Source organism: Aliishimia ponticola (assembly GCF_004803475.1).
In the GTDB taxonomy this organism is placed as follows: domain Bacteria; phylum Pseudomonadota; class Alphaproteobacteria; order Rhodobacterales; family Rhodobacteraceae; genus Aliishimia; species Aliishimia ponticola.
On sequence record NZ_SRKY01000004.1, the window covers coordinates 252418 to 266869 of the forward strand.

Genomic DNA, 14452 nt, shown 5'->3' on the forward strand with positions numbered 1-14452 from the left:
AACGCGTCACGCGCCGCAGGCAGGGCAACCTTCGCGCCGCTTCAGGGCGATCTTGCGAGTCTCACCATAGAGGCCATCATAGATCAGCATTTCACCCTGCAAGGATGTCCCCGCCCCGGTGATCAGCTTGACCGCTTCAAGCGCCATCATGGTGCCGATCACGCCGGGCAAGGGGCCGATCACCCCCGCTTCGGCGCAGGGCGGCGCAAGCGACGGATCGGGCGCTTGAGGGAAAATGCATTGGTAACAGGGACCGCCGCTGGCAGGGTCAAAGACGGACAGCTGCCCTTCCCACTGCGTCAACGCGCCGGAGATCAGCGGCTTTCGCGCAAGAACGGCGGCCCGATTGACCAGATAGCGCGTTTCGAAATTGTCCGTGCCATCAAGGATGATGTCATATTCGGCAAAGAGCGCCTCTGCCGTGTCGGCATCAAGGCGGCGGTGATAAGGTTTGACCGTGACGAACGGGTTCTGCGCCACCATTTCTGCCTGTGCGGAAAAGACCTTGGGCATATCGATGCTGGCGTCCTTGTGGATCACTTGGCGGTGCAAATTCGCACTGTCCACCACATCGTCATCGACGACACCGATCGTGCCAATGCCCGCCGCGGCAAGATACTGAAGGGCCGGCGCGCCCAATCCGCCCGCCCCCACCACAAGCACAGAGGCGTTTCGCAGCGCCTTCTGACCCGCCCCGCCGACCTCCCGCAGGACAATATGGCGGGCATAACGGTTGAGTTCGGCATCGGAAAAGCTGCGGGAAGCGCGCGGCTCCGCCTCTTCGGTCCGCGCATCGGCGCGGGCGCGCAGGCGTTTCAGCCCCTCACGATAGGCCAGCAACACCGCCACGACGCCGCCAATCAGCAGCCAAAGCGCCGGGCTTCCCCCCGTGGCGTCGCGCAGCGGGTGCCCTTCGGGAAGAATGACATGCAGCGCCAGCACGCCGACATAGAGAAGGCCAACCATCAAGGCACGCGCTTGAAAGGGCGCCTTCATCAACGCGCCAATTCCCCAAAGCGCGGCAGCAAGGACGAAAACCAGCAGCATCAGCCCGTCCCGGTGGAGCCGAAACCGCCCGCGCCCCGTGCCGTGTCATCCAGTTCCTCGGCAAGAACGAAAGCGGCCTGCACAACGGGCGCGACGATCATCTGCGCGATGCGCATAGCATGTGTGACCTCGAACGCCGCATCGCCTGTGTTCTGGACGATAACGCCCAGCGGTCCGCGATAGTCACTGTCGATCGTTCCGGGGCTGTTGGGCAAGGTGATCCCATGCTTGAGGGCAAGGCCGGAACGCGGGCGGATTTGAACCTCGAACCCGTGCGGGATGGTCAGCCGCAACCCCGTCGGCACCAAGGCCCGTGCGCCCGGTTGCAGGGTGATCCCCGCCCGATCGGGGAAGTTGGCCCGCAGATCCGCCCCCGCTGCGCCCGCTGTTTCATAACTTGGCAGGCCAAGCGCGGTATCCGCCCCGCTGTCCCATACGAAAGTAATCGTCGGGCTCATGTCAAAAGCGCCTCTTTCACGCGTTCGGCCAGCCGGGTTGCGGTATCCGCCTTGGACAGGCGCGGCCACGGCTCTGCCCCGGCATCGGTGATCAGTGTGACCGCGTTTTCGGTTCCGCCCATGATCCCGGTTTCCGGGCTGACATCATTGGCAACGATCCAGTCACAGCCCTTGCGCGCGCGCTTCGCGGTAGCGTTTTCAATGACGTCATTGGTTTCTGCCGCAAATCCGACCACAAGGCTTGGCCGTGCCTCGCCCGGAGCCGACAGGGTTTTCAGGATGTCCGGGTTCTCGCCGAATTCCAGCGCGGGCGTGCCGTCCTTGGATTTCTTCAACTTGCGATCCTTCGCGCCAACTATGTGCCAATCGGCGACAGCGGCGGCGCAAATGGCGACATCCACCGGCAAGGCGGACGTGGCAACCTCCAGCATCTCACGGGCGGTCTGGACCTCGATCACCTGCGCGCCAGCAGGGCGCGGCGCATCGGCTGGGCCGGTGACAAAGATGACCTCTGCGCCGAGTTTGACCAGCGCCTTCGCAATCGCGGTGCCTTGTGTGCCAGAGGACCGGTTGGCGATATAGCGCACCGGGTCGATCGGCTCATGCGTCGGACCGGAGGTGACGAGGATACGCTTGCCCTTCAGCGGGCCGGAGCCCAGCGCCAGATTGACCGCATCGACGATTTCCAAGGGCTCAGCCATCCGGCCCGGCCCATACTCACCGCAGGCCATATCACCGTCATTTGGCCCAACGAATGACACGCCATCGGTGCGCAGCGTTTCAATGTTGCGCTGGGCCGCGGGATGGGACCACATCCGCACATTCATTGCGGGCGCGATCAGCACCGGCGTGTCGGTCGCAAGCAACAAGGTAGAGGCCAGATCGCCCGCCAGCCCCTGCGCCATCTTCGCCATCAGGTCGGCTGTCGCCGGGGCCACAACGATCAGATCAGCCGAGCGCGAAAGCTGGATATGCCCCATCTCCGCCTCGTCGGTCAGGTCAAAAAGGTCGCGATACACTTTTGTCCCGGCCAGCGCGCTGACCGAAAGCGGGGTGACGAACTCTTCTGCCGCACGGGTTAAAACGGGCGTCACGGTGAAACCGCGTTCGCGCAGGCGGCGGATCAGGTCGAGCGTCTTATACGCCGCAATACCGCCGCCGATGATAAGTAGGATATGTCTGCCAGTATTCATGCCGCAAACCTAGGCGCGGGGCGGAGTGCCCGCAAGCTAATCGAACGCGGCACAGGGATCGCCACTGCGCACAGCAGGCGGACTGGTAAGGATGGTATCGAATTCACCCTGCGGCGGGCGGCCTTCTTCGCCTTGCGCGACGCTTAGGACCGTCAACCCCGGACGCGCCATCGCAAGCGCCGCAGGCACGCCCCAATCGGAGCGCGCGTGGCCATTGCCCGTGATCAGCACGACCGGCGTGCCGTAATTGTCGACCGCCTCCAGAACCGTTCGGGCAAAGGCCGCATCGCGCAGACGCTGCGCCTCGACCATGCCGCCCATCATCTCAAGCGGCATCGCTTGGCAATGGGCCTCGAACTGCAATTGCTTGCGCCTGTCCAGTTCAGACTGTAGCAGCGGTCCGTCCAGCCCGAAGGCAGCGGCATCTTCGCCAAACACCTGCGCCGCGCCCGCGTGGAACGCGGCCCTGACCGTATCGCGCGGTAAGGCTGCGCCCATCATCACAGGGCTTTCGGCCAGCACCTCTGCGTAATCTTCGATATTGCTCCACTGAACCTGCCCATCCACGGCGACCCGCATAGCCTGCGGCGTGCGCGCAACACCGCCCAGATGCTGCGCTTCTTGCGGTGTCAGCATCTCGTACACGACGGCCTTTGGAGACATCTGGCGCAGCGCTTCGGCCTGCACATCATGGTGGTGCGGGTTGTCGTGAAACTCGCCAATCACAACGACGTCTTGAGAAACGTCCGCCCAGTCGAGACTTGATGCCGCAGCCGAAAAACAGGCCGAAAAAACAATAGCTAACGACAGGCCGGACGCGAATTTCCTCATAGGAAGAAGTTGTGGACCTCTTTGCTTTGGCCTTCAAGCGACTTGCGCATCTTGATGAAGGCGGCGGCTTCCAGCTGGCGAATCCGCTCTTTGGACAGGTTCAACTCCGACCCCAGCGATTCCAGCGTGCGCGGGTCGTCACGCAATTTGCGCTCGCGGACGATGAACCTTTCGCGCTCGTTCAAGCCGTTGAGGGCCATCACCAACCATTCGCGCAATTGCGCATTGTCGAGATCGTTTTCGACCGTTTCCGACGCTTGCGCGCTGTCGTCTTCCAGCGCGTCGATCCATTCACGCCCTTCATCATCAGCGGCCTGCGTCGCGTTCAGCGAAAAATCACTGCCGGACAGGCGGCCTTCCATCATCTCGACATCATGCAGCGGCACGCCAATTTCTTCGGCGATCATCTTGCGCAGCGTGTGGCCTTCAAGCTGCTCGCCCCGCGCGGCGGCTTCGCGCTCCAGACGGGCCTGAACGCGGCGCATGTTGAAGAACAGGGATTTCTGGGAAGAGGTCGATCCGGTCCGCACCATGGACCAATTGCGCATCACATAATCCTGAATCGACGCCTTGATCCACCACACCGCATAGGTGGAGAACCGCACGCCGCGATCCGGGTCGAATTTGTCAGCGGCCTTCATCAAGCCCACACCCGCCTCTTGGATCAGGTCATTCATCGGCGCGCCGTAGCGTTTGAACTTTGCCGCCATGGAAATCGCCAACCGCATGTATGCGTGGATCAGGCGGTGCAGAGCCTGTTCGTCGCGGTTGTCCCGCCACGCATAGGCAAGCTTCAGTTCTGTCTCTGCGTCCAGCAATTCCGCTTTCATTGCGATCCGGGACAGGGTGTTATCTCTAAAACCATCAAGCGCCATGTGTCGTCTCCAAAAGTCGTCATCAGTGCGCGCTTATCTCGCGCTTGTATGTTGACTACGCGCGACAACGCCAATTGGTTCATATTTTTCTTGATAATCATTGCGCACGGCTTACCCGCACCCTCACATTCTTGCGCTGCGACCGGGCAACCTTGCCGCACCAGAGGTGGAAAATAACCTTTCCGAACAAGCGTTAACCAGCCGCTAACCATGATCCGCCTAGGTTTTCCCGTCACCAGAACGGGAAATCAAAGAAAATGGTCGCGCGGGCATATACGGTCGCATTCGAGGGGGTAGAGGCGCGCATCGTGGAAGTGCAATGCGCGGTATCGCCGGGAATGCCCGCTTTCTCCATCGTGGGGTTGCCGGACAAGGCTGTTTCCGAAGCGCGCGACCGGGTGCGCAGCGCGCTGGGGGCGATGGGCATTGCGCTTCCGACCAAACGGATCACGATCAATCTCTCGCCCGCCGATATGCCCAAGGAAGGGTCGCATTTCGATCTGCCCATCGCGATGGCCCTACTGGCAGCGTTGGACATCGTGCCGCGGGATTCAGTCGAAGGCACTGTCGCGCTTGGGGAATTGTCGCTTGATGGCTCGCTTGTCGCCGTTCAGGGCGCGTTGCCTGCCGCCATGGCCGCGGCCGAGGAAGATCGCGGCATGGTCTGCCCCGCTGCTTCGGGGGCAGAGGCCGCCTGGGTCGGCAATGCACAAGTGATCGGAGCCGCCAGTCTGCAAGAGGTGATCCATCACTTCACGGGCCTGCGCCCGTTGGAGCCTGCCGAGCCGGGCGAGGTTCGCACCGACACAGGGTCCAAGGACCTGCGCGACGTGAAGGGGCAGGAACGGGCGAAGCGCGCGTTGGAGATCGCCGCCGCAGGTCGCCATCACGTGATGTTCGTGGGCACGCCCGGGTCCGGCAAATCGATGCTGGCCGCGCGTCTGCCGTCGATCCTGCCGCCGCTTACCCCGCAAGAAGCGTTGGAAACTTCCATGATCCATTCGCTGTCCGGCTTGCTGGACGAAGGCGGCATTTCCCGCACGCGGCCCTTCCGAGAGCCGCATCACACCGCATCCATGGCGGCGATCATCGGCGGCGGGCGTGGTGCCAAACCGGGGGAAGTGTCCTTGGCACATAATGGCGTGTTGTTCATGGACGAGTTCCCCGAATTTCCACGCACGGTTCTGGAAACGCTGAGGCAACCCATTGAGACGGGCGAGGTCATGGTCGCCCGCGCCAATGCCCATATCAAATATCCCTGCCAGTTCATGCTGGTGGCTGCGGCCAATCCCTGTCGGTGCGGGTATCTGCCCGACCCGGCCCGGGCCTGTGCACGCGTGCCACAATGTGGCGAGGATTACCTGGGCCGCATTTCAGGGCCGCTCATGGATCGCTTCGATCTTCGGGTGGAGGTGCCGCCCGTCTCCTTCCGCGATCTGGACCTGCCGCCGGACGGGGACTCTTCGGCCGATGTCGCCGCGCGCGTGCTTGCAGCACGTGACATCCAGACGGCGCGCTTCGACGGGTTGGGGGAACAGCGCAGCAATGCCGATGCCTCCGGCGCGATACTGGAGGAGATCGCGACGCCCGACACCGAAGGGCGTGAGTTGCTGACGCGGGTGGCAGAGCGGTTTGGACTGTCGGCGCGCGGTTATCACCGCGTGTTGCGCGTGGCCCGGACGATTGCCGATCTGGAAGGCGCGGACCAGGTGCGCAAGCCTCACGTCGCCGAAGCGGTGAGCTTTCGCCTGACCTCTATGTCCGCTGCCTGATCCAAAGCCCGATTTGCCGCAATGTGGCGCGGGCTTCCGGCAGAGTGTTGTGGAAAATCGGCCAGACATGGGGCAAGTCCTGTTCGACCTTCAAATCAACGCTCGCGCCCGCTTGTTCCAACTTTTTCGCAATGCGCAGCGTGTCGTCGCGCAGGATTTCGGTGTCTCCCACCGCCAGAAAGACCGGCGGCGCCCCGGTGAAATCTGCAAAGAGCGGGCTGGCGCGGGGATCGGTACCATCCTGACCCTGAAGGTAGAACGCGGCCATGTCTTCGACCCGGTGGGCAGGCAGCATGGGATCGGCCTCTTCATTTGCGGCCATGCTGGCCCCGGCGAAGGTCAGGTCGGTCAACGGTGACAGGGCAAATACGCCGGCGGGAAGCGGCAGCCCCTTGCGCAGCAACTCACCCAGAAGCGCCAGCGCCAAGCCGCCGCCCGCACTATCCCCGCCGATAAAGATGCGGCCAGGGGTTTCGCCCCGTTCCAAGAGCGCCATCCAGACATTGACGGCATCTTCGACAGCGGCGGGGAACGGGTTTTCGGGCGCTTTGCGATACTCGGGCAAAATCGCCCGCCCGCCGCTTTCCAGCAGCAACCGGGCAAGCATCGCCTGATGGGTGCGCGGACTGCCGAAGATATACGCGCCGCCATGGAAATAAAGGATCAGCGGCCCCGGCTGCGCCCCACGCCGCGAGACCGACAAGCTAGGCCGCCCGCCCAGCGTCTCCCAGTCGCGTATCGTGCCGGACGGGGCGCGGAAGTAAAACCGCGCCTTGCGCTCAAAACCGCGGCGGATGGCGTCCGGGTCTTCAACCCGGGACAGGTACGGCTTTTCGGTCAGGCGCAGCCATGCGTTCAGGACTGGCCGGATCAGGCTCATGCGCGTTTGGCTTCAATCGCCTGCCAGATCGTTTCGGCCACGTTGATCCCGTCAAACCGCTCAAGTTCCTGAATACCGGTGGGTGAGGTCACGTTGATCTCTGTCAGGTAGTCGCCGATCACGTCGATCCCGACAAATACCTGCCCCTTGTCCCGCAAAAGCGGGCCGATCCGGTCACAGATTTCCCGGTCACGTTCGGTCAGCCCGATTTTCTCGGGGCGTCCGCCCACATGCATGTTGGACCGTGTCTCGCCCGCGGCGGGCACCCGGTTGATCGCCCCGACCGGGGCACCATCGACAAGGATCACCCGCTTGTCGCCCTTCGAAACCGCCGGCAGGAACTTCTGCACGATCAGCGGCTCGCGCGAGAACCCGGTAAAGAGTTCGTGCAGCGATGACAGGTTGCGATCATCGGTGGTCAGTTTGAACACCCCGGCGCCACCATTGCCGTAAAGCGGCTTGAGGATCACATCCCCATGCTTTTCCTTGAATGCCTTGATGGTGGACAGATCGCGGGCAATCGTCGTCGGCGGTGTGAGGTCCGGAAATTCCAGAACCAGCAGCTTTTCGGGATAATTCCGCACCCAGAACGGGTCGTTCACCACCAACGTGCCGGGCGCAAGCCGGTCCAGCAAATGTGTCGTGGTGATGTAATGCATGTCGAAAGGCGGGTCCTGGCGTAGCCAGACGACGTCGAAATCGCTTAAATCCACTTCGCGTTCGGGTCCAAGCGTGACGTGATCGCCCTGAACCCGCTGCACGGTCATGTCATGGCCGCGCGCCGTGATCCGCCCCTCTTGATAGGCAAGGTGGTCGGGCGTGTAGAAAAAGAGCAAGTGTCCGCGCGCCTGCGCTTCTTCCGCCAATCGAAAGGAGCTGTCGGCATTGATATCGACCGCCCCGATCGGGTCCATCTGGAAAGCAACTTTCACGGGCACCCCCTGTTATTCTGTCCGCATTACATGGCCCAGCCACGGGCGGGGTTCAATGGGTCAGCCGTCTGCCAGCGCATTTTCGACGATGGCAATCCGTCCTTCGCCATTCACAAGCGCGACATCCATCCGCATCGGCGTCAGGCTGCCCTCGGGTTGCGTGCCAAGAAATTCCTCTGCCGTGGCAAGAAGTCTGGCGATCTGGCGCTGCGACAGCAACTGCGCGGCGCGGGCGTGGGATTTGCTCGACTTCACTTCGACAAAGACGACATCCTCGCCCATGCGAAAGATCAGGTCCATTTCGCCCGCCGCCCCGCGCCACCGCCGTTCAAGGCAAACTGCCCCGCGCCGTTCATAGTCACGCGCGACCTGGTCTTCTGCCGCGCGGCCCTTTTCATGGCTCATCGCGCCACGATCCCGGCGCGCGGCGCGCAGGGTCATGTGTCATCCCCGCTTTGCGCGGATTGGATATCCAGCGCGCGCTGATAAATTTCCCTACGTTTCAACCCTGTTTGAGCCATCACTTGCGCCACCGCATCCTTCAAGGACATGCTTTCCAACGCCGTGTTTAACAGGCTGTCCACCAAGTCTTCGTTAACGACGCCCGTGTCACTGGCCCGGTCGATCAGCAGGACGATCTCGCCCTTGACGGGATGTGCGGCGATCCGTTCGGCAAGTTCGGCGAGCGTGCCGCGCTGGGTTTCTTCGAACTTCTTGGTCAGTTCACGGCAGATCGCGGCTTGGCGGTCCGTGCCCAGCATCTCTGCCGCGTCGGCCAGGCAAGAGGCCAGCCGCTTGGGCGATTCGAACAGCACCAGCGTCGCGGCGATGTCCGCCAGCCCCGCAAGCGCCTTGCGCCGGGCCGCTTTCGACTGGGGCAGGAAGCCGGCAAAATGGAAGGCGTCCGTCGGCAATCCACCAATCGCAAGCGCGGTGGGAACCGCGGAAGGACCGGGCGCGCTGGTCACCTTGACGCCCGCCGAGGACGCGGCGCGCACCAGCTCAAAGCCCGGATCGGCAATCAACGGCATACCCGCTTCGGACGCATAGGCGACGCTTTGCCCGGATTTGGCGGCCTCGATCAGACGTTCCTGCACCCCCTGTCCCGAATGGTCATGCAGCGCCAGAATGCGGCGACCTTCCAGCGGGATTCCGTGTATATCCATAAGCTTGCGCAAGCTGCGGGTGTCTTCGGCAGCGAGGATTTCAGCCGATGCCAGCACGTCGAGCGCGCGCAGCGTGATATCACGGGCGGTTCCAATCGGAACGCCAACAAGATACAGCCCTGGCGGAAGGCTTTGCCGTTGAAAATTCAAAGCTGGATTCACCTATGCTTGTGACTATGATCGCGGCGCAGGTATCGGCCGAAAACAAGGCCACCACGACGAGGAGTTGAGACCTATGTTTGCTGTTTTAAGTTCCGCCCGCAAGATGATGGCGCGCGCGTTTTCCCGTCCACTTGCTTGTCTTGCGTTTGTCGCGCTTGCAGCCTGTGAGCCGATTGACCTTGGCGGTCTTGGCGGTGGTGGTCAACAGATCGATCCAGGCAAGGCGGTCCCGGTCGCATTGCTTCTGCCCCGTGGTGGTGGCAACTCCGGCGACGATCTGATCTCGCAGAACCTTGAAAACGCAGCGCGGCTTGCGGCTGCGGAATTGAACGGAGCGCAGATTGAACTGCGGGTCTATGCCACAGGCGGCAACGCGCAGACCGCCGCCGCGCAGGCGCAAAAAGCCGTGGACGAAGGCGCAAAGATCATCCTTGGCCCGCTGCGCGCTGAATCCGCCAATGCGGCTGGTGTCGCCGTCGCGGATGACGGCGTCAATGTTCTGGCCTTTTCCAACAATACTTCCATCGCGGGCGGCAACGTCTTTGTGCTGGGCTCCACCTTCGAGAATACCGCCGGTCGCCTGATGGGCTATGCGGCGTCCAAGGGGCACGGCAATATCGTGCTTGTCCATTCCAACGACGTGGGCGGGACTGCCGCCCGGAACGCAGTGCAAAAAGCGGCGGCGAGCAGCGGTGCGCGCATTGTCGGCACGGTGGATTACGCGCTGTCGCAACAGGGCGTTGCGCAATCGGTGCCGCGCATCAAGGCTGCTGTCAGCAATGGGTCTGCCGACGCCGTGTTCCTTGACGCCACGACCTCCGGCGCGTTGCCCCTGTTCGCAACGATGCTGCCCGAAGCCGGTATCAATCCGGCCACCACACAATATCTGGGCCTGTCGCGCTGGGACATTCCCGCGCAAAGCCTGTCCCTGCCCGGCCTTCAAGGCGGTTTGTTCGTGCTGCCCGATCCATCGCGCACGGCAGCCTTCAACGGTCGGTATCAGGCGGCCTATGGCTCTGCGCCGCACCCGATCGCAGGCATCGCATTTGACGCTGTCGCCGCTGTCGGAGCGTTGGTCGCACGGGGAAATCGTGACGCCCTGTCGCGCAGTTCCCTGACCCAGTCGAGCGGTTTCCAAGGGGCCACCGGTGCGTTCCGCCTGCTGCCGGACGGAAGCAACCAACGGGCCGTGGCCGTGGCGACGGTGCAAAACGGGCAAGCGGTGATCGTGGATGCCGCCCCGCGCAGCTTCTCGGGTTTCTGAGGAGTCGCGCGTGCCGCTAGACCCGTCCGCAGCGGAAGCGACCCCGCCCGACCTGATTTGCCCCCCGACCGACATCATCGACACGGACGCGATCATCGCGGCGCTTGATGAGAAAGTTCGGTCGGAGGGCGCCGGTGACGCGACCCGTGCCGAACTCGTCCAGATGCTGAAGGACGCCAACCGCACGGGCCGCGACGCCATTGCGACTGCATTTCAGGCCGATCCTTTCGCCTCTCGCAAGACGACACGGGCCTATACGTGGTTGACCGATCAGATCATTCGGATCGTGTTCTACTACGCGAAAACGCACCGGCATCCGTCCTCGCACCAGACCGAGGCGGAGCGGCTCGCAGTGATCGCGGTGGGCGGCTATGGCCGTGGAGAGATGGCCCCGTTTTCCGATGTCGATCTGCTGTTCCTGACCCCGTACAAGATCACGCCCTGGGCCGAGAGCGTGATCGAAACCATGCTGTATCTGCTGTGGGATCTGAAGATGAAGGTCGGCCATTCCAGCCGGACCATCAAGGACTGCATCCGCCTTGGCAAAGAGGATTTCACGATCCGCACCGCCATGCTGGAACATCGCTTTCTGACCGGTGACGCGGAATTGGCCGGCCGGTTCGACGAGGCGCTGCGCAGCGATTTGTTTCAAGGCACCGCCCGCGAATTCGTCGAAGCCAAACTGGAAGAACGCGACGCCCGCCATAACAAGCATTTCCAACGCTATGTGGTCGAACCGAATGTGAAGGAAGGCAAGGGCGGTCTGCGCGATCTGCAATCGCTGTTCTGGATCGGCAAATACGTACATGGGGTTCAGGACGCGGCGGAGCTTGTCGATCTGGGCGTCTTCCTGCCCGAAGAATTCAAAGCCTTTGTCGAGGCAGAGGACTTTCTGTGGGCGGTGCGGTGCCATCTGCATCTGGCGTCTCGGCGCGCGACCGAACTTTTGACCTTCGACATGCAGGTGCAGGTCGCCGAGGCGATGGGCTATGAGCCGCGCGCGGGCCGCCGTGCGGTCGAGGTCTTTATGCAGGACTACTTCCTGCACGCCACCGAAGTCGGCGATCTGACGCGGATCTTCCTGACCAAGCTGGAAGCGCAGCACGTCAAGGCAGAGCCGCTGATCGAACGTATCTTCAAGCGCAAACCCCGCGTGAAAAAGGGGTATGAGGTCATCCATGGCCGTCTTGCGGTCAAGGACGACGACGAGTTTCTGTCAGACAAGCTCAACCTGCTGCGTATTTTCGAAGAGGCCCTGCGCACCGGAATGTTGCTGCACCCCGACGCGATGCGGCTGGTGAAGAACAATCTGGACCTGATCGATACGAATATGCGCAGCTCGCTCGAAGCGCGGCGCATATTCCTTGATCTGCTGCTCAAACACGGGAACCCGGAACGGTCCTTGCGCCGCATGAATGAATTGGGCGTGCTGGCCGCGTTCATCCCAGAATTCGAACCCATCGTCGCGATGATGCAGTTCAACATGTATCATAGCTATACGGTGGACGAGCATACCATCCAATGCGTTGCCCAATTGGCGATGATCGAAAAGGGCGAGCTTGAAGAAGACCTGCCCATCGCGTCCCGCATCCTTCAGCGTGGCGGCATCAACCGCAAGGTGCTGTATGTGGCGCTGCTGTTGCACGATATCGGCAAGGGCCAGGACGAGGATCATTCGATCCTCGGGGCGCGCATCGCTCGCACGGTTGCGCCGCGTCTGGGGCTCAAACCGTCAGAGGTCGACACGGTCGAATGGCTGGTGCGGTATCACCTGCTGATGTCGGACACTGCGCAAAAGCGCGATATCGCCGACCCGCGTACCGTGCGCGATTTCGCCAAGGCGGTGAAGACGGTCAAGCGGCTTGATCTGCTTTGTGTGCTGACCGTCTGTGATATTCGCGGCGTTGGCCCGGATGTTTGGAACAACTGGAAGGCGGTCCTGATCCGCGCGCTCTATCGGCAGACTAAAACCGCGCTGGAAGACGGGATGGAGGCGCTGACGCGCGAGAACCGGGGGACCGAGGCCAAGAAAGCGCTGCGCGAGGCGCTGGAAGACTGGCCGCGTCAGGATATCCAGACAGAGATCGCGCGGCACTATGCGCCCTATTGGCAGGGTCTGCATCTGACGGCGCATCAGGTCTTTGCCGAATTGTTGCGCGACATTACCGACGACGAAATCCGCATCGACCTGCACCCGGACGAGGATCGCGATGCGACGCGGGCCTGTTTTGTCATGGCAGATCATCCCGGCATCTTCGCACGGCTCGCCGGGGCGCTGGCGCTGGTCGGGGCCAATGTGGTCGATGCCCGCAGCTATACGACCAAGGACGGCTATGTGACGGACGCCTTCTGGATTCAGGATTCCGAAGGGCACCCCTATGAGGCGTCGCGGCTGCCGCGTCTGAAGAACATGATCCGCAAGACCCTGAATGGCGAGGTCGTGGCCCGCGAGGCCTTCAAGGATCGCGACAAGATCAAGAAACGGGAACGCGCCTTTACCGTGCCGACCCATATCACCTTCGATAACGATGGATCGGACATCTATACCATCATCGAAGTCGATACGCGTGACCGTCCCGGCCTGCTTTTCGATCTGGCCAAGACACTTGCGGATTCGAATGTCTATGTCGCCAATGCAGTGATCGCGACCTATGGGGAACAGGTGGTCGATACCTTCTATGTGAAAGACATGTTCGGGCTGAAATACTACACCGAAAGCAAGCAAAAGACGCTGGAGAAGCGTCTGCGCGAAGCCATTGACGCGGGGCGTAAACGCGCGGCGGAATAATCCGGCGCCGCGTCCCCGGCTCAGTCTGCGGTCATCTCCCGGACGACGCGAAAACCAACCCAGTAGGACCAGCTGCCCTCGCCGCGCATGGAGCGGCGAGCCGGGCGTACCCCCTGCATGGGGTTTAAATAAAAGCCGCCCTTGGTCACGCGCTTGCACCCCAAAGGCTGGTATGTGGCCGCAAGGCGTCGACCTGATGTCTGAAAGGCGCTGTGCCGCTTGCGATAGCATGATCTGGTCAGCTCCGAGACATTCCCCGACATATGGCGCAGCCCCCACGCATTTGCAGCGTCCAGATCTTCTGACGGCAAAGGCATACGTGAATTACCGTCGCCATATACCCATTCATCGGCGCCGTCTGACCAGCGCCGCCAAAACTCCGCGTAATTGACCTGCGCTTGCGTGACGGTTTCGCCCTGCGCAAAGGCCGTTCGCGTCCCCGCCCGCGCCGCGTATTCCCATTCGGCTTCGGTCGTCAACCGATAGACCTTTGCGCCGACGTGATCATTCAGCCAATCGGTATATTCCTGTACTTCCTGGAACGTGACTGCCACGATAGGGCTATGTGGGTGTTCCTGTCGCGGTGCATCTGGTGCGCGAAAGCGAATGCGCTCATCATACTTGGCCGTGCACCGCCCGGCATCGACGCAGGCGGCCCAATCTTGTCGGCTGACTTCCGTCCGCCCCATGGCAATCGCGAGGTCGATGGTCACATCGACAAGCGGTTGCTCATTTTGATACCGCAGGTGCCTGGGATTGGACGAATCGAAAGGAGCGGGCAGGCCGGTATTCTCGTAATCCCTTCGCGACGCCGTCAGCGTCTGTTCCGCCGTGCTTCCAAGGGTGAACTGGCCAAGTGGCAGCACGATCATTTCGGGGCATTGATCACATTCGCGGAACCGCCCCAGCGGGGCGACCACCTGACCGGTCGTTATCGTATAGTGCGGCTCGGCCATTGCCGGTTTCGGCCCGGACCAAAGACCGGCCAGACCGCATATAAGCGCTGTCCAAAATCGGAACATTGCTGCGAAGCCCTGCCAATTTCACCTTCGGCACGGGTTATCGCCCCCATGTGGCGACAATT

General features: G+C 62.1%; 13 protein-coding genes. 3 read left to right on the forward strand and 10 right to left on the reverse strand.

What is annotated here, in order from left to right; genetic code table 11:
- Nucleotides 1-6 precede the first annotated feature (6 nt).
- The 5 genes from E4Z66_RS15550 to E4Z66_RS15570 form a co-directional block, all read right to left on the reverse strand.
- A complete protein-coding gene (locus E4Z66_RS15550; protein ID WP_136463972.1) occupies nucleotides 7-1047 on the reverse strand; it encodes a HesA/MoeB/ThiF family protein in 1041 nt (346 codons plus the stop codon).
- Nucleotides 1047-1505 (reverse strand): dUTP diphosphatase, encoded by a 459-nt coding sequence (gene dut, locus E4Z66_RS15555; RefSeq protein ID WP_136463973.1) that lies wholly within the window; start codon nucleotides 1503-1505, stop codon nucleotides 1047-1049. Before dut ends, E4Z66_RS15550 begins: the two co-directional genes overlap by 1 nt.
- A complete protein-coding gene (gene coaBC / locus E4Z66_RS15560) occupies nucleotides 1502-2698 on the reverse strand; it encodes a bifunctional phosphopantothenoylcysteine decarboxylase/phosphopantothenate--cysteine ligase CoaBC (RefSeq protein ID WP_136463974.1) in 1197 nt (398 codons plus the stop codon). Before coaBC ends, dut begins: the two co-directional genes overlap by 4 nt.
- A 36-nt stretch (nucleotides 2699-2734) precedes the next feature.
- The gene (locus E4Z66_RS15565; RefSeq protein ID WP_168797818.1) at nucleotides 2735-3424 is read right to left on the reverse strand and encodes a ChaN family lipoprotein; all 690 of its coding nucleotides are present in this window, start codon (nucleotides 3422-3424) and stop codon (nucleotides 2735-2737) included.
- Nucleotides 3425-3525: 101 nt separating this feature from the next.
- Nucleotides 3526-4404 (reverse strand): RNA polymerase factor sigma-32, encoded by an 879-nt coding sequence (locus E4Z66_RS15570; protein WP_136463976.1) that lies wholly within the window; start codon nucleotides 4402-4404, stop codon nucleotides 3526-3528.
- 257 nt (nucleotides 4405-4661) lie between these two features.
- Here E4Z66_RS15570 and E4Z66_RS15575 point away from each other — a divergent pair, with 257 nt between their 5' ends.
- Nucleotides 4662-6176, forward strand: coding sequence for a YifB family Mg chelatase-like AAA ATPase (locus E4Z66_RS15575; RefSeq protein WP_136463977.1), 1515 nt, complete (start codon nucleotides 4662-4664; stop codon nucleotides 6174-6176).
- Here E4Z66_RS15575 and E4Z66_RS15580 read toward each other — a convergent pair.
- The 4 genes from E4Z66_RS15580 to rsmI are packed head-to-tail and all read right to left on the reverse strand — an operon-like array spanning nucleotide 6160 to nucleotide 9304.
- On the reverse strand, nucleotides 6160-7056 hold the full coding sequence (locus tag E4Z66_RS15580) for an alpha/beta hydrolase (RefSeq protein WP_136463978.1): 897 nt from the start codon (nucleotides 7054-7056) through the stop codon (nucleotides 6160-6162). The genes E4Z66_RS15575 and E4Z66_RS15580 overlap by 17 nt on opposite strands.
- Nucleotides 7053-7988, reverse strand: coding sequence for a glutathione synthase (gene gshB, locus E4Z66_RS15585; RefSeq protein ID WP_136463979.1), 936 nt, complete (start codon nucleotides 7986-7988; stop codon nucleotides 7053-7055). Before gshB ends, E4Z66_RS15580 begins: the two co-directional genes overlap by 4 nt.
- Before the next feature lie 60 nt (nucleotides 7989-8048).
- Nucleotides 8049-8429 carry a YraN family protein gene (locus E4Z66_RS15590; RefSeq protein ID WP_136463980.1) on the reverse strand — a complete coding sequence of 127 codons (381 nt, stop codon included), beginning with the start codon at nucleotides 8427-8429 and terminating at the stop codon, nucleotides 8049-8051.
- Nucleotides 8426-9304, reverse strand: coding sequence for a 16S rRNA (cytidine(1402)-2'-O)-methyltransferase (gene rsmI / locus E4Z66_RS15595; RefSeq protein WP_136463981.1), 879 nt, complete (start codon nucleotides 9302-9304; stop codon nucleotides 8426-8428). Before rsmI ends, E4Z66_RS15590 begins: the two co-directional genes overlap by 4 nt.
- Before the next feature lie 85 nt (nucleotides 9305-9389).
- Between rsmI and E4Z66_RS15600 the strand changes: the two genes are divergently transcribed.
- Both E4Z66_RS15600 and E4Z66_RS15605 read left to right on the forward strand, forming a co-directional pair.
- Nucleotides 9390-10580, forward strand: a complete 1191-nt coding sequence (locus E4Z66_RS15600) for a penicillin-binding protein activator (protein ID WP_211097171.1) — start codon at nucleotides 9390-9392, stop codon at nucleotides 10578-10580.
- The gene (locus E4Z66_RS15605) at nucleotides 10549-13368 is read left to right on the forward strand and encodes a [protein-PII] uridylyltransferase (protein WP_136463983.1); all 2820 of its coding nucleotides are present in this window, start codon (nucleotides 10549-10551) and stop codon (nucleotides 13366-13368) included. Before E4Z66_RS15600 ends, E4Z66_RS15605 begins: the two co-directional genes overlap by 32 nt.
- A 20-nt stretch (nucleotides 13369-13388) precedes the next feature.
- Here the strand turns inward: E4Z66_RS15605 and E4Z66_RS15610 are convergent, their stop codons facing one another.
- Complete coding sequence (locus tag E4Z66_RS15610; protein ID WP_136463984.1) at nucleotides 13389-14390, reverse strand: formylglycine-generating enzyme family protein; 1002 nt, start codon at nucleotides 14388-14390, stop codon at nucleotides 13389-13391.
- Between the last annotated feature and the right edge of the window lie 62 nt (nucleotides 14391-14452).

Excerpts from the sequence above, each read along its gene's own strand:
- E4Z66_RS15550 (WP_136463972.1), bottom strand. The coding sequence starts at position 1,047 with ATGCTGCTGGTTTTCGTCCTTGCTGCCGCGCTTTGGGGAATTGGCGCG.
- dut (WP_136463973.1), bottom strand. The coding sequence starts at position 1,505 with ATGAGCCCGACGATTACTTTCGTATGGGACAGCGGGGCGGATACCGCG.
- coaBC (WP_136463974.1), bottom strand. The coding sequence starts at position 2,698 with ATGAATACTGGCAGACATATCCTACTTATCATCGGCGGCGGTATTGCG.
- E4Z66_RS15570 (WP_136463976.1), bottom strand. The coding sequence starts at position 4,404 with ATGGCGCTTGATGGTTTTAGAGATAACACCCTGTCCCGGATCGCAATG.
- E4Z66_RS15575 (WP_136463977.1), top strand. The coding sequence starts at position 4,662 with ATGGTCGCGCGGGCATATACGGTCGCATTCGAGGGGGTAGAGGCGCGC.
- E4Z66_RS15580 (WP_136463978.1), bottom strand. The coding sequence starts at position 7,056 with ATGAGCCTGATCCGGCCAGTCCTGAACGCATGGCTGCGCCTGACCGAA.
- E4Z66_RS15590 (WP_136463980.1), bottom strand. The coding sequence starts at position 8,429 with ATGACCCTGCGCGCCGCGCGCCGGGATCGTGGCGCGATGAGCCATGAA.
- E4Z66_RS15600 (WP_211097171.1), top strand. The coding sequence starts at position 9,390 with ATGTTTGCTGTTTTAAGTTCCGCCCGCAAGATGATGGCGCGCGCGTTT.
- E4Z66_RS15605 (WP_136463983.1), top strand. The coding sequence starts at position 10,549 with ATGCCGCCCCGCGCAGCTTCTCGGGTTTCTGAGGAGTCGCGCGTGCCG.
- E4Z66_RS15610 (WP_136463984.1), bottom strand. The coding sequence starts at position 14,390 with ATGTTCCGATTTTGGACAGCGCTTATATGCGGTCTGGCCGGTCTTTGG.